General features: G+C 41.3%; 22 protein-coding genes and 1 pseudogene. 6 read left to right on the forward strand and 17 right to left on the reverse strand.

Annotated elements, in window-relative coordinates:
• Positions 1–23: 23 nt before the first annotated feature.
• The gene (locus IOC57_RS10930) at positions 24–464 is read right to left on the reverse strand and encodes a peptidylprolyl isomerase (protein WP_207438751.1); all 441 of its coding nucleotides are present in this window, start codon (positions 462–464) and stop codon (positions 24–26) included.
• A gap of 161 nt (positions 465–625) precedes the next feature.
• Between IOC57_RS10930 and IOC57_RS10935 the strand changes: the two genes are divergently transcribed.
• Entirely contained in the window at positions 626–1618 is a 993-nt protein-coding gene (locus IOC57_RS10935; protein WP_207438752.1) for an NADPH:quinone oxidoreductase family protein, read from the forward strand.
• Between the two features lie 37 nt (positions 1619–1655).
• Here IOC57_RS10935 and IOC57_RS10940 read toward each other — a convergent pair whose 3' ends face one another.
• From IOC57_RS10940 to IOC57_RS10950, 3 genes are all read right to left on the reverse strand, one after another.
• Positions 1656–3122 carry a PAS domain-containing sensor histidine kinase gene (locus IOC57_RS10940; protein WP_207438753.1) on the reverse strand — a complete coding sequence of 489 codons (1467 nt, stop codon included), beginning with the start codon at positions 3120–3122 and terminating at the stop codon, positions 1656–1658.
• Positions 3123–3269: 147 nt separating this feature from the next.
• Positions 3270–3698 (reverse strand): cell wall hydrolase, encoded by a 429-nt coding sequence (locus IOC57_RS10945; RefSeq protein ID WP_207438754.1) that lies wholly within the window; start codon positions 3696–3698, stop codon positions 3270–3272.
• 221 nt (positions 3699–3919) lie between these two features.
• Positions 3920–4189 (reverse strand): DUF1292 domain-containing protein, encoded by a 270-nt coding sequence (locus IOC57_RS10950; RefSeq protein WP_034310405.1) that lies wholly within the window; start codon positions 4187–4189, stop codon positions 3920–3922.
• Between the two features lie 321 nt (positions 4190–4510).
• Here IOC57_RS10950 and IOC57_RS10955 point away from each other — a divergent pair, with 321 nt between their 5' ends.
• Entirely contained in the window at positions 4511–4897 is a 387-nt protein-coding gene (locus tag IOC57_RS10955) for a VOC family protein (protein WP_286184738.1), read from the forward strand.
• 224 nt (positions 4898–5121) lie between these two features.
• On the opposite strand, the pseudogene rpsN reads toward IOC57_RS10955, so the two are convergent.
• The 9 genes and pseudogenes from rpsN to IOC57_RS11000 form a co-directional block, all read right to left on the reverse strand.
• Positions 5122–5310, reverse strand: a pseudogene (rpsN, locus tag IOC57_RS10960) (30S ribosomal protein S14); the annotation flags it as partial.
• Positions 5267–5434, reverse strand: coding sequence for a hypothetical protein (locus tag IOC57_RS10965; protein ID WP_207438757.1), 168 nt, complete (start codon positions 5432–5434; stop codon positions 5267–5269). The gene IOC57_RS10965 and the pseudogene rpsN, both read right to left, overlap by 44 nt.
• Positions 5435–5507: 73 nt before the next feature.
• Complete coding sequence (gene rpmG / locus IOC57_RS10970; protein ID WP_034310390.1) at positions 5508–5657, reverse strand: 50S ribosomal protein L33; 150 nt, start codon at positions 5655–5657, stop codon at positions 5508–5510.
• 22 nt (positions 5658–5679) lie between these two features.
• On the reverse strand, positions 5680–6873 hold the full coding sequence (locus IOC57_RS10975) for a GTP-binding protein (RefSeq protein WP_286184740.1): 1194 nt from the start codon (positions 6871–6873) through the stop codon (positions 5680–5682).
• A gap of 427 nt (positions 6874–7300) precedes the next feature.
• On the reverse strand, positions 7301–7471 hold the full coding sequence (locus tag IOC57_RS10980; RefSeq protein WP_155726482.1) for a hypothetical protein: 171 nt from the start codon (positions 7469–7471) through the stop codon (positions 7301–7303).
• A 166-nt stretch (positions 7472–7637) separates the two neighbouring features.
• Positions 7638–8018, reverse strand: a complete 381-nt coding sequence (locus IOC57_RS10985; RefSeq protein WP_207438858.1) for a nucleotide excision repair endonuclease — start codon at positions 8016–8018, stop codon at positions 7638–7640.
• Between the two features lie 211 nt (positions 8019–8229).
• Positions 8230–8382 (reverse strand): YpzG family protein, encoded by a 153-nt coding sequence (locus tag IOC57_RS10990; RefSeq protein WP_072272311.1) that lies wholly within the window; start codon positions 8380–8382, stop codon positions 8230–8232.
• Positions 8383–8488: 106 nt separating this feature from the next.
• A complete protein-coding gene (locus tag IOC57_RS10995; protein WP_207438758.1) occupies positions 8489–9136 on the reverse strand; it encodes a DUF4352 domain-containing protein in 648 nt (215 codons plus the stop codon).
• A gap of 22 nt (positions 9137–9158) precedes the next feature.
• Complete coding sequence (locus tag IOC57_RS11000) at positions 9159–10529, reverse strand: alkaline phosphatase (protein WP_207438759.1); 1371 nt, start codon at positions 10527–10529, stop codon at positions 9159–9161.
• Positions 10530–10775: 246 nt separating this feature from the next.
• Here IOC57_RS11000 and IOC57_RS11005 point away from each other — a divergent pair, with 246 nt between their 5' ends.
• Positions 10776–10943 (forward strand): hypothetical protein, encoded by a 168-nt coding sequence (locus IOC57_RS11005; RefSeq protein WP_207438760.1) that lies wholly within the window; start codon positions 10776–10778, stop codon positions 10941–10943.
• A gap of 144 nt (positions 10944–11087) precedes the next feature.
• Here the strand turns inward: IOC57_RS11005 and purT are convergent, their stop codons facing one another.
• The gene (gene purT / locus IOC57_RS11010) at positions 11088–12245 is read right to left on the reverse strand and encodes a phosphoribosylglycinamide formyltransferase 2 (protein ID WP_207438761.1); all 1158 of its coding nucleotides are present in this window, start codon (positions 12243–12245) and stop codon (positions 11088–11090) included.
• Between the two features lie 272 nt (positions 12246–12517).
• Here purT and IOC57_RS11015 point away from each other — a divergent pair, with 272 nt between their 5' ends.
• A complete protein-coding gene (locus tag IOC57_RS11015; protein WP_286184749.1) occupies positions 12518–12844 on the forward strand; it encodes a hypothetical protein in 327 nt (108 codons plus the stop codon).
• A gap of 443 nt (positions 12845–13287) precedes the next feature.
• Here IOC57_RS11015 and IOC57_RS11020 read toward each other — a convergent pair whose 3' ends face one another.
• The 3 genes from IOC57_RS11020 to katA all read right to left on the reverse strand — a co-directional run bounded on the left by IOC57_RS11020 (position 13288) and on the right by katA (position 16623).
• The gene (locus IOC57_RS11020; RefSeq protein WP_207438762.1) at positions 13288–14475 is read right to left on the reverse strand and encodes a M14 family metallopeptidase; all 1188 of its coding nucleotides are present in this window, start codon (positions 14473–14475) and stop codon (positions 13288–13290) included.
• 222 nt (positions 14476–14697) lie between these two features.
• On the reverse strand, positions 14698–14892 hold the full coding sequence (locus IOC57_RS11025; protein WP_207438763.1) for a hypothetical protein: 195 nt from the start codon (positions 14890–14892) through the stop codon (positions 14698–14700).
• Between the two features lie 276 nt (positions 14893–15168).
• Positions 15169–16623 (reverse strand): catalase KatA, encoded by a 1455-nt coding sequence (gene katA / locus IOC57_RS11030; protein ID WP_207438764.1) that lies wholly within the window; start codon positions 16621–16623, stop codon positions 15169–15171.
• A gap of 607 nt (positions 16624–17230) precedes the next feature.
• On the opposite strand from katA, the gene IOC57_RS11035 reads away from it, so the two are divergent.
• Together IOC57_RS11035 and IOC57_RS11040 are read left to right on the forward strand one after the other, a co-directional pair.
• Positions 17231–18124, forward strand: coding sequence for a TetR/AcrR family transcriptional regulator (locus tag IOC57_RS11035; RefSeq protein WP_207438765.1), 894 nt, complete (start codon positions 17231–17233; stop codon positions 18122–18124).
• A gap of 280 nt (positions 18125–18404) precedes the next feature.
• Positions 18405–18752 carry a phage holin family protein gene (locus tag IOC57_RS11040; protein ID WP_207438766.1) on the forward strand — a complete coding sequence of 116 codons (348 nt, stop codon included), beginning with the start codon at positions 18405–18407 and terminating at the stop codon, positions 18750–18752.
• Positions 18753–18993: the final 241 nt, after the last annotated feature.

The raw sequence follows: 18993 nt of genomic DNA on the forward strand, positions 1-18993 counted from the left end.
TAATGCCCCTCTTTTCGCTTTCATCACTCAGCGTCAAAAACTTCTACTTTTTCCATTTTGTCGCCATTTTTCATAGCTTTGGCTGTTTCAAGTCCAGATGTCACTTTACCGAATACTGTGTGAACACCGTTAAGATGCGGTTGTGGTTCGTGCACGATAAAGAATTGGCTAGAGCCTGTATCTTTCCCAGCATGTGCCATCGATAGGCTTCCTGCCTCATGTTTGTGAGGGTTGCCTACTGTTTCACATTTGATTTGCTTGCCGCTTCCGCCTGCACCCGTACCTGTTGGATCTCCGCCTTGGCTTACGAAACCAGGGATGACACGGTGAAAGACCACTCCATTATAAAATCCTGTGTTTGCTAAGTTTTCGAAGTTAGCCACTGTGTTCGGTGCTTCGTTCGGGAAAAGGTCGAATTCGATCTTTTCTCCATTTGCCATAAGTATGTATCCTTTTTTAGCCATGTAAAACATCTCCTTTAATATGAACTGAATCAAATCTAATAGTACCATTTTTAGAAGCAGAAAGAAAAGCAAGCGCTACTTATTTAGAATTGTATCATTATACATTCCTATATTTTTTCTTTTATAATGGGATAGATCCATTATTTAAAGGGGGAAAAAACATGATACAGCAATTTGATGCATTAGTCGTGAACAAGAAAGAGGATCAATTCACCGTTAACATTCAGCAACTATCACTTGATGATCTACCTCAAGGCGAAGTGCTCATCCGTGTTCATTATTCCGGTGTGAACTATAAAGATAGCCTCGCCACCATTCCTAATGGAAACATTGTCAGCAGCTATCCGATCGTTCCAGGAATTGATATGGCTGGTGTCATCGTTTCATCTGAAGACTCGCGCTTTAAAGAAGGGGACGAAGTCCTTGCGACCTCTTATGGGATTGGCGTTTCGCAATCCGGCGGCTACAGTCAATTTGCCCGTGTTCCTGCAGAGTGGATCGTCCCGCTTCCCGATGGCCTTACAATGAAAGAGGCAATGATCATCGGTACGGCCGGTTTCACTGCAGCCTTATCGGTTCTGCGGCTGGAGGAAAATAACCTCACCCCTGAGCAAGGGAGCATTCTCGTCACTGGTGCAACTGGCGGGGTGGGCAGTTTCGCAGTTGCGATCCTTTCCAAACTTGGCTATTCCGTGGAAGCAAGTACTGGAAAAGAATCGGAACATGGTTACTTAAAGGAAATCGGTGCAACGACCATTGTATCGCGGGAAGATGTATATGATGGCAAGCTGCGGGCACTGGGCAAACAGAAGTGGAGCGGGGCGGTGGATCCCGTCGGCGGTGAACCGCTAGCCTCGGTCCTTAGCCAAATCAAGTATGGCGGAGCTGTTGCAGTCAGTGGGTTGACAGCTGGTACAAGCCTTCCTGCCACCGTCTTTCCATTCATCCTAAGGGGGGTTAATTTACTTGGGATCGATTCGGTCAATTGCCCGATGGATACTAGATTGAAAGTTTGGCAACGCCTTGCTACCGACTTTAAACCCGAGCATTTAAAACAGCTCGTTCAACAGGAAATTACACTGGAAGAATTGCCTGACGTCCTTCCTACCCTTTTAAAAGGGGAAGCAAGAGGCAGAACGATCGTTAAGCTATAAACCAAAAAGTGACGAGAGCATGGCTTCTCGTCACTTTTCATTGTGTACTTTCATTGATGGGAAGACTGATATCTACAATCGTCCCTTCTCCCACTTCGCTGCTGAACTGAATTTCCCCATTATGTTCATGGATGATTTTAGTACTGACCATGAGCCCAAACCCTGTTCCTTTTTCAGAGGTGCTATAAAAAGGCTGCCCAAGATGTTTCATGCGCTCATTTGAGATTCCACAGCCTTGGTCAATGAATCGGATCATTGCAGATCCTCCTTCATGGAGTACCTGTATATGAAGTTTGCCGCCATTCGGCATGGCTTCTATCGCATTATTGACGACATTCGTGAATACTTGTTTCAACTGATTCGGTTCGCCAAAGACAGAAGCCGAATCCGTATTATATTCCTTGATGATTTCAACATCATTCAATATCGCTTGAAACTCGGATAACGTAATCACACTATCCAATATATCGTTAAGCTGAATGAATTCACAAACCTTTGCTTCAGGCTCTGCTAAACTTAAAAATTCATTGGCCAGGGTTTCGATTTTTCCAACTTCACTGACCGTCATTTCAAGATAGTCCTTTTGCTCAGGGTCTTCTCTTAATAATTGTAAAAATCCTTTGACCGTCGTTAATGGATTTCTTATTTCATGTGCGATGCCAGCAGCCATCTGTCCTACCGCCGATAACATATTGGATTGACAGATCAGTTCTTCGGTCTTTTTACGCTCCGTAATATCCCTACAGAATACCTGTATGGCTGGTTGACCTTTATAAATAATCGGAAGGCCGAGTGTTTCTCCATAAAATACTTGTCCGTCAAGCCGAATGAACTTTTGTTCCAGTAAGCCAACCGCCTGATGATCGTCCCTCATGATCTCGATTCTTTTTTGTACACTTTCCCGGGACTCCAGGTGAACGAACTGAAAAACCGATTTACCAATAATATCTTCCACACTATCCATCCCAAGCATTTTTGCCCCCATGGGATTCATATATTCGATGATCCCATTACGATGCACAAAAATCGCTTCAGGTGACACCTCCACTAAACTGCGATACCTTTGCTCACTTTCCTTCAAGGCAGCTTCAGCAAGTTTTTGATTCGTGATGTCCCGATAAACGAAAACCAGTGCACACGGCTCATTTCCATCATCCCGGATATTGAACAGGGAAATGCTTACATCGATTAACTGGCCGTCCTTCTTTAGCCTGACCGTTTCAAAGCCTTTCTTTTGTATCCCTGACTTAATTTGGTCATGCAATTCATTGACTGACTCCTTCAAGAAATCAGGAATAATTGGAAACGGCATGCCAAGCAGCTCATCATTCGTCCAACCGAAAAACTCTTCAAAAGCTGCATTCACTTGAAGGGTCTTACCATCCAGATCAACAATGGAAATGGCGTCCGGGTTGTTCTCCATGAAAGACTTAAATTTCTCGGTATTATCCTCCGGCTGTTCCCCCATTTGCCCCTGTCCATAATTAATAAGCCTTTTACTCATCTATATTTTTATTCCTTTCTTAACCGGAAATTCACAGTCTCAATTTTACAGTATCAGTAAATTATTTGCCAGTTTTATCATATGATTTTTCCTAGTTAGAGATGGATGTACAAAGAGGCCAAACCTCCGTAAGGTTCAGCCTCCTCCTTAAAATGTATTATAAATATTTGGACATTCTGTACCTGTTGGTTCATAAAAGCAATGGAGCTTGAACCGCCCAACCAGTGGCTGATTATACCAGGTTGCCGGACAATCTCCAGGTGGCCTGAAGTACCATAGGCTAAATTTAGAGGGCCATAGCCTTTCACCCATTACACTTCGGCGTGCAAGCCTTTTTTCCCTCTCCCTTGCCCGCTGATAAAAATACCCCTTCTGTACAGCCTCAAAAGCATGCTCTTGGTAAATCATGTCTGGAATCGTCCTCAGCCCTTTGAAATCGGAACAATTCGACCTAATCCGATTGACTCCTACATTACCGATCATCAACATGCCTTGATCCCCTTCACCCTCACCTTCCGCTCTAAGCAATCTTGCCAATAAGGCAAGATCTGCATCAGTGTGCTTTACAACGGCCATCCCATCACCTCCACTTTTTTATCCTATGCCCAGGTATGGAAAAATACTCCGTTTATTAACAAAATCTTCATATGGAGTACACGTCCTATCAATAAAACAACCCTATACTTAAGTAAGGCTGGATAGCACGCGTGGCTATCATGGTATTTGGCGAAGGCGGGGCCAATGCTTCTATAATACATAAAAAAAAGGCGGCACAAATTGTGCCGTCTTTCCTCTTGTCATTCTTTCGCTTCAAATGCCGCTTCAAACGCCAATGATACCTTTTCGAACTCTTCATCCGATTCGATATCGAGCAGTTCACCTTCACCTTCGACCCTGAAAAAGAAAATATCGATATCTTCATCTGTATCCTCTTCAATATCTTCAAGCAAACCAACTGCAACATATTCCGTTCCTTCTACATCCAATGATCCTAAAACCTCAACTTCATGGCCTTCATCACTGTCATCGGTAAGGGTGAAAACCTCACCTTCACGAATTTTTCCCATACTACCTCTCCTCTCATATCCATTAATAATGGAGTTGTTTCCATAGTATATCGACTATTCCATTTAGAAACAAATTTTAGCCATGGAAAATGATAATACCATTCTTTCCATGAAAAGAATCAATCAAGAGATATTATGGAAGAAAAGTATTATCCACTAAGTTATTTTTCATTTTTTTATGATTCACCAACACTTTCCCTTTTTAACACCATTTATAAAATTATCTAAAAACGGCTATAAAAATGTAATTAAATTCCGAATAATCTTATATATACTAATATTAGCTTATTGCACCTGGATATAATGAAGGAGGAAGATTTCTTGGCTGCGAAAAGGGTCGATCATATTGGCGTTGTTGTAAAAGATCTTGAAAAATCCATCGCTTTTTATCAAGATGTGCTGGATTTAAAATTAAAAGCACGCATGACTCATACCAATGGGGTAATCGAACTGGCATTCCTCGGTTACGAAGAGTCGGATGAAACAGAAATAGAATTGATTCAGGGATATAGCGACACACTCCCATCTGAAGCAACGATCCACCATTTTGCCATTACCGTGGATGATATCGAAGTAGAATATGCAAGGATCAAAAGCTTGGATAACACCGAGCTGATTGATGAAGAAATAGTCACCCTTCCAAATGGTTATCGCTATTTCTACGTTTATGGACCGGAAAAAGAGTGGATTGAATTTTTCCAAAGGTAAAAAGTTTCATACTAAAAAAAGCAGAGTCTTAGAGATTTCTGCTTTTTTAACGTTCACTCTACACGCCGCTTCTTCAATGTTCAACAAAATTCACAGGCAAAAGAACTTTCCTTACTATCAATAAAGTAATTTCTTAATACACCGCATTTATCCTAAGTTGTAAAGCCCGAATTACATTAGCGGGCGCGGTAGCCACTTCATCCTTAAATCCCCTTTCCCCCGTTTCACCAGCTTGACTTTTTGACACCCGGCAGTTGCCCTTTATGGGCAAGTTCCCTAAAAACGATACGTGACATGTTGAATTTGCGCATATATCCACGAGGCCTCCCCGTTACTCCACAACGATTGTGGACCCTTGTCGGCGAGGAATCACGAGGGAGTCTGGCCAATGCGGCATAATTCCCTTTCTCCTTGCTTTATGTAAGTCAGGTGGAATGGACAATGCTTCCATCTTGCCAATTGTTCTGCATTTCTATCCACAATCGCCAGCCCCACTATCGTTTTTCCTGACCTAAGTGAAAAGGCAGCCATTGTCATATACCATGAACCTCCCTCCTTTTACGGCCATTCTCTTCTAGAAAACATAAACATTACGGTTTAAACCTCAAAATTACTTCGTTTCACGATGAAGCGTGTGCTTCTTTAATCGTGGGCAGTACTTTTTCAATTCGATCCTGTCCGGGTTATTCCGCTTGTTTTTCGTCGTGATATAATTTCGGTCCCCTGATTCTGTGCATGCTAAAGTAATGTTTACTCTCATTTTTGTTTCCTCCTGAATTTTTTTAATGAACGATTTCCATAAATGCAGGCAAACGATCTTCATACAGGGACCAATCCTGCTGTAACTCAATTTCCGTCAATAGGCATTGATCTAATTCATTTTCTATTTCCTGTTGATTCATTTGAATGCCAATCATCACCAGCTCCGTCATCCTGTCACCATATTTGGCATTCCACCGTTCCAATAATTCTGGTGCTTCCTTTAAAATTTGGTGCTGTTCTTCCTCAGAGTATGCAGCAATCCATTTTCCGGCTGCTTGTAAAGTTAATGACGGTCCTGCCTGCGATAGCAAGCCGGCCGTATCGTTTCTCGTTGCCAGCCAAATGAAGCCCTTTGCCCTCACCACTTGTACGGGCCAGTTTTCTAACCACTCCATCAGTCTCTCGGGATGAAAGGGTTTTTTCCTTCTGTAAACGAAGGAAGAAATTCCGTACTCCAGGGTCTCCGGAATATGCTCTTCATTCAATTCCTTTATCCAGCCAGCTCCTTGGCTTGCCTCTTCAAAATCAAATAAATGTGTATTCAATACATCCTTTAGCGGCACCTTGGAGTGGTTTGTTTCGATGATTCTCGCATCCGCATTCATTTTATGAAGAACCGCTTTCAATTTCTCAACGGCGGCAACATCCATTAGATCGATTTTATTTAACAGGATGACATTGGCGAACTCTATCTGATCTATTAATAGATCGACCACTTCCCTGCCATCCGCAGAATCAGTTGCCTGCATCCTGTCAATAAGTGTTTCTCCGGAAGTGAAGTCTTGCCAAAAGTTATAACCATCAACAACGGTAACCATCGTATCAAGCCGGCAATATTCCGATAAATCAATCCCCATGCTTTCATCAACATAGGAGAAGGTTTGGGCCACAGGTACCGGTTCGCTTATCCCAGTCGATTCAATCACGATGTAATCAATATCCCCTTGTTTCGCCAATTTCTCCACTTCCATCATCAAATCCTCACGAAGCGTACAGCAAATGCAGCCATTCTGCATTTCCACCAGTTTTTCATCCGTCCGGGTAAACCCTCCCTGTTTGACCAGCGAAGCATCAATATTGATCTCACTCATATCATTAACGATGACGGCAACCTTCAGATCATTTCGATTTTCAAGAATATGATTCAAAAGCGTCGTCTTTCCCGCACCAAGGTATCCACTCAATACCGTAACCGGAATTTTCTTCATCTCCATCCTTTCCACCCCTTTGCCTGATTTCCTTCCAATCATAAATCAAAATCATTACGATTTAAACGCTAAAGCTATCGCTTTTATAAAAACACTCCCTTATCATAAAACGTAATCATTACTATTTGCAAGTTTTTTTCAAAATTACCTCCGAATACTTTTCCCGAACAAATGTAATCACGATTGCTCCGATACTGCTGCATGGGCATTCACGGATAAATGAAAAGTGCTGACATTCTTCATAAAACTAAAAATAAAATTTAAATGGAAGCCCAATCACACTAACATCAAGTGTAATGAACCTCCATTGCTTTTTTTATCATTTATTGTCCTTCCATATTGACAAGCAACTGATCATCAACAACGTTTCATTATCCAATACATTTTTCTTTATCATTGTTGCAATTCAAGAAAAAATCATTGATTACTGTCCTTATTCCGCCATTTCCCACCCTGAAGATTTTACTGTCTCTTGTTCAAAAGTTTCAATCTCTCTCTGTTTCGCCAGTTTAGAAGCTTGTGACACGGACCACGTTAAATTCCCAAAGGCAATCACTGTCCCGATCGAGATAACCAACACCTTTTTACAAAGTATTTTCTTCAATAGCTTCCTCCTGAGAATGTATTGGAATACTCTAAATATAAACCAACATTGTTAACCTAACATGGAGAAGCTGTAAATGTACGAATTTTTTTTTGTACATATGTAAACTTAAGTTTGCACACAAAAAAGCTGAGTGCATATGCAGTCAGCTCTTCATAGGTACTCCTTACTTATAAAACACTTTGTCGACGTTGTATTTAGCATGAAGTTTATTGATCATGTACGTTTCATAGATTTCACGTTCCATAGCGTCTTCGACTAAAAGAATGTCAATTTTCTTGACTTCATTACGATGCTCTTTAATCGGAGAAACATTATCCTCGAAATGCTTCTTGACCCTTGGTCTTAATTTACGAGCTTTACCGACAAAGATAAGCTCATCTTTTTCATTGTAAAACAAGATGATGCCGCCTTTATCACGGGGAATCAAATGAAAATCGATAAATCCGTAAATTTCAGGAATGACAGCTTCGTCTCCTTCTATAACTTGCTTTCTTTGTTTGATGCTTATATCCGCTGTTGGGATTTCAATTTTTATCAATATAATTCACGTCCTCTATTTGTATAAGGTGAAACTTTTCAATCGGAATCAAAACTCCGGTTTCACGCCAGGCTCATCTCTTTAGTCTTAAAGGTAAATGGTATCATAATTATGAATGAAAAGCCATGTATGCCTTGATCGTTTTAGTTGATTCTGGATTAAATATAAAGAAGAAGAAGACTCGCTGAGAGCCTCCTTCTTTTTTCGGAAATATCCTTTACCACCTGTGAGCCTTTGCATTGCTTCTTAGTATAATGTTTGTTTGCGATTCTTGCGTATGGCCATTAACTTGAGATTTTGAACGCTTAGGTCTTGTCCAATTATGGTGAAACTTTTGAGAATGTGGATCTAATTGATCTTTATAGCTCATTCTGTGTCACCTCATCATTAGGATTTGGATATTCCGCTCAGTGATAGAAATCCCTATCACTTGTTCTAGTATTTGATTTTTATAAGGCATTCATACGCCAAATCCTTTAAAAAGCGAATTCAGCTAACTTCCCTTTGGCAAGGACTTCCCCTTCTTCATCCACCGCATCACTTGTCATGAGGGATATGCCTTTTATGTTTCCATCAATTAAAATGAAACCAATGTTTCCGCTTTTTGATCCGTTTCCTTCCATTTCGCCAGTAAGTTCTTCTAAGTAGATGTCATCTTCCCATGTCAGATGTTCTCCGCTGTCCGTTTCAAGGAAAGCCACTGGGGAAAACTTGATTTTTTTATCCGTATTATTTTTGATTTCCACGTTCACTTTTACGATATCGAAATCTTCATCATGCGTATACCCGTGAAAGAAATCAATCATGCTGTAATCCGGAGTGGCATGCATCACTTTCATTTCTTTGACTTTAACCTCGATCGGGCCAACATTCAACGTTTCATTCACATTTTTATAGGCCTTCAAAGTTAATTCGCCTTTTGCATCGGAAACGTTATGACCGACCTGGTTCAAGTTTATATCATCAGGAAGCTGTGGACTCGGAACATAGACATCCTTTTTTTCCAGTGGTCGGGCAATTTCTTCCGTTTTTTCTTTAGCTGGCGTTTTTTCTACGTAAGCTGGTTGGGTATTAAGAGCACCAAATGCCGTCAATAACAGGGCACCAATCATCAGTCTGTTCATTGAATCCCTCCCTGAAGTGTTATTACTTTTTCTTTAATAGGTCAAAGATGATTTTGGCATGATCCGTGTTATCGACCTGCCCGGCAAAACGTTCTTTATATGGCCCGTATGCGTAGACCGGAACATCTTCACCCGTATGCCCCCCGGTAGTCCATGCAGTATTGGTCCGATTGTCGAATATCGCTTCAATGGCATTATCGACATTCGTCACATCTTTTGATTTGGCAGCTTCTGTTATCGTTTTGATTTCATCATCAGTTAGTTTCACTTCATTTTGGTTAATATATTTCTTTAAAGTCTTTTCAACATCGGCCCCTTTGACGATGGCATCCGCCATGAAGTCAGGGGTACGTTTGGCTGCCTTGATCGGTTCACCATACCAGTTATATATTCCTTTGGCTCCGATCGAGAATCCTCCTGTAGAGTGATCCGCAGTAGCCACCACTAAGGTATGTTTGTCTTTCTTCGCGAATTCGATGGCCGCTTTGTATGCTTTTTCAAAGTCTTCCATTTCACTCATTGCACCTACGATATCATTATCATGTCCTGCCCAATCAACCTGGCTTCCCTCGACCATAAGAAAGAATCCATCTTTATTTTTATTCAAACGCTTAATCGCCGAACTTGTCATGTCTTCCAAAGAAGGCGTTTCACTTGGGCGGTCAATCATTTTTGGGAGTCCTTCAGAAGCGAATAAACCAAGGACCTGCTCATTTTTGTCCTTAAGCATTTGATTTTTATCAGTAACATAACTGTAACCATCTTTTTCGAAGGCTTTCGCCAAATTGACATCCGGCCGGACAAAATTGGATTTCCCACCGCCCAATAAGACGTCGATTTTATGTTTTCCCTTGATCAAGTCATTATAATAATCGTCTGCGATTGAATTCATGTTTTTCCGATTTTCATCATGGGCGCCAAATGATGCAGGTGTAGCATGCGTGATTTCTGAAGTGGCAACCAATCCCGTCGCTTTTCCTTTTTCCTTTGCTGCTTCCAATACGGTTTTGACTTCAGATTTATCATTATCCACTGCAATGGCGGCGTTATAAGTCTTCACTCCGGCAGACATTGCCGTTGCGGCTGAAGCTGAATCCGTTATATTTTGTGCAGAGTCTTCTGGGTAAGTCATCTGCTGGCCAACCAAGTATTTATCAAACTCTGTCCGTTCTGCCAGCTTCGTACCAGGGTTATCTTTTAAATACCGGTAAGCGGAGGTATAGGAAACACCCATGCCGTCACCGATCAGAAAAATCACGTTCTTGATTTCGGGTTCTTTTTTTGGATTCCCCTTTGCCGAAACACGATCCCCAGCGGACCATGATATACTTCCAAATGCTAATGCAGAAACGAGTGTGATGGGTAAAACCTTTTTACTCCATGTGCGATTCAAATGAATGACCTCCCCTTAATATTTTCTCTTTAATTAAACTATAGGTGAAGAAAATGAACTCAATGTCAAGGCTATGTAAAAATGCAGTAGGATAATTGTTAAGACAAGGTAAAGGCAGCATGCCTCGAAATTATATGCCACTTTTATGAAGTTGTTGGTTATGCAGGAAAATCATCAGTAGTGGGGGCATTTTACATGATTTAGAGAATGAAAAAGATTGGGTTAACACCAGCGTGGGAAGTGATCATGAACAAAGTTCTTTTCATTCAACCTCTTCAAATCGTGGGGAAAAGAAAAACGTTCCCGTTGTTTTCAGAAATCCGCTCCCTGTCTGCCAAGCGGCTGCGGGACTTGGCTAGCCAGTTATTCGGCAGGAGTGTCATAAATTTGTTCAAACTAGTGAGGGTTTCATAAAACAAGAAAAAACCATAAGTCCAGCCTAGTCTTAAACATGGTTCGGGATGAGTTTCTTCCGAATCCCCTATAGTCGGGGTCCTGGTTATGGAGGTCATGCACCATAAGAAAAAGCGCTCCATTCAAAGAGCGCTTTTTTCACTATTATTTCTCTACAACTAAACATTCCAAAGCACGGGCCGCATTCACTCTCGCCAACTCGATTGAATCGGCAGACGACAGGGCAACCGCGACCCTTCTCCCTGCCTTTGTAACTGGTTTTCCGAAAAGACGCACTTGTGTATTCGGTAAAGCCAAAGCTTGTTCAACACCGGCTATAGAATATTCCGATAACTCATCTTGCGCTTTTAATGGACGGCTGGCACCTGGGCTGATCAGCTTGATTTCCGGGATGGGAAATCCCAGAATCGCCCGAATATGAAGGGCAAACTCTGACAGGTTCTGAGTCACTAATGTCACTAGCCCCGTATCATGCGGACGTGGGGAAACTTCACTGAAATAGACTTTATCCCCTGAAAGGAAAAGCTCAACCCCGAATAATCCGTACCCGCCAAGTTCATCCGTAATGGCATGGGCAATTCTTTTCGCTTCCATTATTTGCGCTTCTGTCATATTATGCGGCTGCCAGGATTCAATATAATCCCCGCCCTTCTGAATGTGACCGATTGGAGCACAAAACATGGTACCATTCACGGCCCGGACAGTAAGCAGCGTAATTTCGGAATCAAAACGGATAAATTCTTCAATGATCACCCGTCCATTTTGAACCCGGCCGCCTTCCATCGCGATTTTCCAGCAATCCTCCAGGTCGCCTTCCGTTCGGCATACACTTTGCCCTTTACCTGAGGAACTCATCAACGGTTTGACGACATTCGGGAAGCCAACCTCCTTGGCAGCTTGGACAAATTCTTCATATGTATCAGCGAATTTGTAGGCTGCGGTCGGAATTTCCAGGGTTTCAGAAGCCAACCTCCTGATTCCTTCACGATCCATGGTCAATTTTGCCGCTCTTGCCGTCGGAATGACCTGAAAGCCTTCCTCTTCCAATTTGACTAATTCAGATGTAGCGATGGCTTCGATTTCCGGTACGATCAAATCAGGTTGTTCTTTTTCTACAATTCCCCTTAATTGTTCCGCATCCAGCATATCGATAACATAACTGCGGTGAGCGACTTGCATGGCAGGGGCATGTTCATAGCGGTCTACAGCAACGGTCTCCACACCAAGTCGCTGTGCTTCAAGTATGACCTCTTTCCCCAATTCACCCGAGCCCAATAATAAAATCCTTTTCGATTTATACATTCAGTCTCTCCTCCTTAATACTTCAAAATCATTATATACGAACTATAAAAGAATAAACATAAATATTTATTCGTATTTTCATTTAAAATCACACTGAAAAATGGAAATGATTCTATTCATTTTAGTTTTCAAATACCAACTTGACAAATAGGATTAATACACTTTATACTGGTTTTATATCAAGTATATATAAGCTGACTAGTTCACTGGAGGCTCTCTATTCAAAAGGAATAGGGGGTTTTTCGTTTTTATCAATGAGGGAGGAGTTTACTATGCAAAAGGAATTGCTACGGACCATTTCCCCTGTCATGACTGAGAAGAAAAATGGGGGCTTAGAAGATATGGAGTACCTTAATCTTCCTGACAGACTATTTTTCCATTGGTGCCAGCAGAAATATCGACTGAATAGAGGGGTTTACAACACGATCGATCATTGGTTCTATGAGTATGGCATTGTCCATATTCTTCACCGCCGCATCAACCTTTTAGCCTTTTTGGATTTCGCTTCTACCCCGGAACAAGATGCAGGAAAGACAAAATTCATTAAATTCGGCAATGGTGGCCTAACGCAAAAGTTACATGAATTCATTGCAGATTAACCTGAATCTTATAGGGCCCTTATCAGTAATATGCCCATTCCCCACCTACTGGTAAGGGACACTTATGCAAATGTCGAAATTTGCATTACGATTATTTTTGTAAATGTAAGCGCTTTCTATTATAATGAAAGTAGGTTGGATGGCATGCGTGGCCGTCAAAGTATATGGCGTAGGTGGGGCCAATACTAGCGCTAAGGAAGTCAAAAGACTCCTTTACTGCAATACTATTAGAATGCCTTTTGGTAGGGGCTGCAATCTTACTGGGACATGGAGAATGTCCGTTAATTTTAGGCTAAAAGGTGAATTAATCATGCAATCGATAAGTAAAGCATACCTTTACTTATTTTTTGCAGCAGCCCTCATCGTTTCAAGTCTAATAGTTTATAAGACTAAAAAGCTCTTCCCCATGTAAACGGAGTCGAGCTTTTTAAATTGGTCAGATTTCACATATATAACCCTGCTAAGAAAATCCCAAGCGATTTCTGATAAATCTCATCGAACTGTGTTATAGGCAAGGGGTTCGTTCCTTTCCCCAGCTCCACGGTAAACCCCGGCCTTCGCCAATCCTGGATGAACCAATCCTTATACCCTGCGTAACTATTGGCGGATTTGACAGGCTCATATCCACTGACCCTCGCAAACTCATTGACTATCGTTTCCGACTCCGGCGGTTCCAAACCTTCAAACCCCCAATAAATGACCTCTCCTTGAGTATGGAAAGCAAGGACTTTGCCAAAATCACGTTTTCTTGTCAACGCTGACATTGCAATAGCTTCTGGCTGTGTAAGCGGCCCCTCCCCGGGATAATTTGCCGGACCTGGCTCCATTACATTATTGCGAGCTTGTTCCAGCTCCCATTTGGCGGGAAATTGATCATTCAGATCCACCCCGTTAATATTCGCTTTCCAGCCAGAGAAGTCATCGCTGCCATTATTCCATTCGACGAGCCGGCCTCTCAATGTCTCAGGCGGGCCTTTCAGAACCAGCTCCACTCCGTCTGGATTCACCATTGGGACGATCGACAGCATCGTCTGTTGATAAATGGGAAACATAGATAGGCCGCGGATGTCAGCCTGATTCGTGATTGCGAGTAAATAATCATTTAAAAAGGTCATGATCACAGGCGTCGTTATCCACTCATTCGCATGAAAGGAACCATTATAATGAACTCGCTTGTTACCATTTCCAATCAGCACTTCGGGGATATCCCTTTCAAGAACCGAGTCCCCGATGGGGGAGGTTTTAATAAATGGATAGATATTTTTCAAACGTCTTACATCGGTCATCATCGTCCCATAATCATATTCCCGGTTTCCTTGAATTAGCCTCCACGTAATCCTTAATGGCACAGAAATTACCTGACCAACTTGCAGGGCATTCGGGTTGAGATTGGGATTAACCAAAAATAGGGCATCCAATGAAAGATTACGTGACCTGGCAATTTCCCATAACGAATCACCTTGCTTAATGCTATAGGGGGTAGCCGTAAAGCCAGGAATTTTGATTTGTTGGCCAATCATAAGTGCAAGTGGATCAATCCCACTATTGGAATCAATGATAAGTTGATAATTCACCTTGAATAATTGGCTATAATACCACAAGGAATCATTCTGCCTCACAAAAACGTCCATACTGCACCTCCTCTTAACCAAATGTATGCTGATTCGATTTAATTATTGCCAAAGCACCTTGTTCTGGACTACATGATTATTAAAAAGTCACTCCTCAAAATGAACCAAAGCGATCCAGAATGCTTGATATGCTCAGTTCTCCATACTCATTCTCAGGGTCTAGTTTTCGATATCTTATGAATTTCGCCATCCGATCTTCTTCTTTGATCCAGCCAAGATGCTTCAAATGTCGGATAAATTGTGAGGCAATACAAAGACATTTTCTGCAAATCTCCTGAAGCCTATCGTTCCATTTTCATTCAGATCCATCCCGATACCCAGGAATAGCCGGTAAAACCGGTGAGCGCACCAGCTTTCATCCTCCCAGTAATGGGTTTCATTCAAAAAGTCATTAACCGGATTTTCTTGATCGCTCATCTTCATTTCATCATGGAAGAACATTCAATCTTTTAAGAACGTTATAAGTCCTGATTCTTTTTGCTAGTCATTAATTCCAACCTTTACCGGTAATCTGAGTAACTGGCCCCCCATTGACCTGACGGCATGACTTCCCTACAAACATTTATAACTATCTATTCTTACCGAACTTGTCGGATGTCATTTATATAACGGAGCCCTCCATAAACAAACAAAACAGGCATCCATTCATGAATGGATGCCTGTTCACATTTTACTAGATTGAGAGCCTCTATTTTATGCTTCTTGCGGTACGGGCAAACCTAAGCCTTCGGCTATGCGCGTTCCGTATTCTGGATCGGCTTTGTAAAAATGACCGATTTGACGAAGCTTGATTTCTTCCAATTCCACAGGTTTCATTGCACCCACGATCGTGTCAACAAGGCGGGTTTTCTCTTCGGCACTCAATAGACGGTATAAGTCACCTGCTTGAGTGTAGTGATCATCACTATTATGACCAACTTGTGCAGCCTTCCCAGTCACCTCGAAAGGAGTGACTTTATTTTCAGTTGATTCGGCAGGACCGCCAAAACTATTCGGCTCATAATAAACAGATCCCTTGCCATTGTCATCTGCACGCATGAAGCCATCACGCTGATAGTTGTTCGCTTCCACTTTCGGCCGGTTCACCGGAAGCTGGTTATGATTCGAACCCACACGGTAACGGTGTGCATCTCCATATGCGAATAGACGTCCTTGAAGCATCTTGTCTGGGGAAGCTTCAATCCCTGGTACGAATGTTCCCGGTGAGAACGTGGCCTGCTCCACTTCGGCAAAGTAGTTTTCAGGATTTCTGTTCAATACCATACGGCCAAGCTCGATTAGCGGATAATCTTTTTGAGACCAGACCTTCGTCACATCGAATGGATCGAAACGGTATGTATCCGCATCTTCCAGAGGCATGATCTGAACATATAATTTCCATGCAGGGAAGTCCCCTTTTTCAATGGCATTGAAAAGATCTTCCGTATGGTAATCAGGATTTTCACCTGCTAGTTTTGCAGCCAGATCCACATCAAGGTTTTTGATGCCCTGTTCTGTTTTGAAGTGGTATTTCACCCAAACGCCTTTTCCTTCAGCATTCACCCATTTAAATGTGTGGCTTCCGAAACCATGTGTATGACGGAGTGTAGCAGGAATGCCCCGGTCTGACATCAGAATCGTTACTTGGTGCAAAGATTCCGGTGAATGTGACCAAAAATCCCAAACTGCCGTAGGGTTTTTCAAATGTGTTCTAGGATCTCTTTTTTGTGTATGGATGAAGTCGGGGAATTTAATCGCATCGCGAATAAAGAATACAGGCGTATTATTACCGACGATATCGTAGTTTCCTTCTTCGGTGTAGAATTTAACAGCAAAACCACGCGGGTCACGGACTGTATCAGCAGAACCCAATTCACCTGCAACTGTGGAGAAACGGATAAATAGATCTGTCTTCTTGCCCACACCATTGAAAAGTTTAGCTTTCGTGTACTGAGAAAGGTCGTTCGTTACTTCGAAAGTTCCAAATGCACCGGCGCCCTTCGCATGAACTACACGTTCAGGCACACGTTCACGGTTGAAGTGGGCTAGCTTTTCCAATAAGTGTACATCCTGAATGAGAACCGGGCCGCGTTCGCCGGCAGTGATCGAGTTTTGATTATCTCCAACTGGCGCTCCCCAGCTTGTAGTTAGGTTTTTCTTATTAGACATAATTGAACCACCTTTTCATTATTATTTATGTATATAATGATAAAGCTTCTCAGAAAAAAATCAATACTTATTTATAATAATTTTAATATAATAATGAATTTATTATTTATTAGTTGATGTTACAATTTCTCTACCAACCATAATGTGGATAATCAATAAGCTATAAACGTTGGCAGAACAACGTATTGCCACAATTTAATTCCTAATAATGGTATACGACCCTTATAACCCATATTCCTTCATGACAAGTGATTTTATCATTTCTCCTACCAATGGGATAGTAATCGAGATTGATGACGAATATTCATGGTTACTTTGCGCTATTTTTATTTCCTACTATCGTATAACAAACCGAAGTGTTCTCCTGTGACTTTGTTCACTTCATCAACCTTTTGTTACATGACGAATAGATGGATGCATAGAAACTGAATTTTCCAATACTTTTGTGAACCATATCTTCTGCAAGCCACTTCATAAATTGGCTGAAACATAAGGCCTTCACCCTAATTTTGCTAGAGAAATTGTAAACATACTGGTTTGTGTTCGTATAGAAAATAAGATACTATTACGTTAAAATGACCGTCCAATAAGAGTAAGGGTGATATATATGAATAAGCGCAAACAAATGGTAGTTAATTATGCACACCAATTATTTATCGAAAAGGGATATCAAGCAACTTCCATTCAGGACATTTTGGATTATAGCGGCATTTCAAAAGGAACATTTTATAACTATTTTTCTTCTAAAAGCGAATTGCTAAAGGCCGTCTTCCTAACTTCCCAAGAAAAATTAGAAAAAGAGCGGAATGAATTGCTGATTGGAAAAAACCTTGCAGATATTGAAATATTCATCAAACAATCCGAATTACAAATGCACTCCAACAAAAGCAATAAACTCTTTTCCTTATACGAGGAAGTAATGATTTCAAATGATGCGGAACTTAAGAACTTCATAACACATGCTAAATTCCAACATATCCATTGGCTATCAAAACGGTTTCTGGACATATTCGGTGCTGATAAAAAACCCTATGTTTTGGACTGTGCCATTCTTTACTCTGGGATGATGCATCAAACGATTCATTTTAATGCCTTGGCTAAAGAGCCCGATTTCAACCCTACTGAAATTATCCGTTATTGTGTCGATAGGATTAAATCGATTTTCGAAGATGTCAGCAAGTCAAAAGTACAGCTTTTGGAACCTGATCTCATCAAGCAATGGCTGCCTGAGTGCTTCCATACACAGCAGGATTTTCATACAGCACTCCTGCACTCTGCAAATGACCTAAAAAAGATGATCTTAAGGCTATGCCACGATGATGAAGCGGAACGGGTTAAAAACTTAAAATTGATTCACTTTATCCAAGAGGAATTATTACAAAACGTTGAACCGCGAATCTTTCTCATCGAAAGCGCCCTGCTTTCCCTAGACACCAATCCAAAATTGAAAAACACAATGGAATTAAGTGAATTCGAAAAGGTCATTGCCAACAACTTCTAAATAAAACCTAATGAGTCCCATTTTGTAGACTAATGGGTTCCTTTGTGGAAAGGGAGCGGATTTTTGAAGCAACTGGAACGTTTTTCATAGAAAAAAACGGTTACCAAGCCCGATTTCTTCGAATTCGTCTACAGTGTATGACCATAAAAGGAGTCCTCTCCAACCTGAGGGAATACATATCGTATTCCTTTTTTTGTGACAATTCTGCAAACATATAACTGAAATTCATGAAACTTTAGTATAATGTCTTGTAGTAAAGTGCCTGCAGGAGGAGTTTTTCATGAACATAATAATGCGTTTTCTTATCAACGGGCTGATATTGCTCGTTATTGACTGGCTTCTCGACTCCATCACGATTAAATCTTACGGAACAGCCTTGCTTGCGGTTTTTATATTATCGATCATGAACTTGCTGGTTAGACCCATTCTCCAACTTATCACATTGCCGATCACCATCCTGACGTTCGGGTTGTTTTCATTCATTATAAATGCCTTCACATTCCAAATTACTTCCTATACCGTCAGTGGCTTTGTAATAGATTCATTTTGGGGAGCTTTAATCGGATCATTATTATTGAGTCTCATTCAAAGTCTTCTTATAAAACTGAGTAAAAAAAACCGTCAGTAGCATGCTGACGGTTTTTTTTATCCATTTCATTTCCATAACAGGCTTCGATATTTCCCGGGCTATTTCCCTAAATTCCGCTAAGCTTCACTAGCTGTTTTCCCTCATTTTTGACAATGCAGAAGCAGAAAGCACCTAATATCCATAACATACATATACATACCGATTTCTCTGGAAATGGGAATGAAATGAATCGATCAATGGAGGAATGACCTGTTCACAAAACCTGAATCAAGAATTTCCC

The sequence above is a fragment of the Bacillus sp. SD075 genome (assembly GCF_017355165.1).
Classification (GTDB): Bacteria; Bacillota; Bacilli; order Bacillales; family DSM-1321; genus Peribacillus.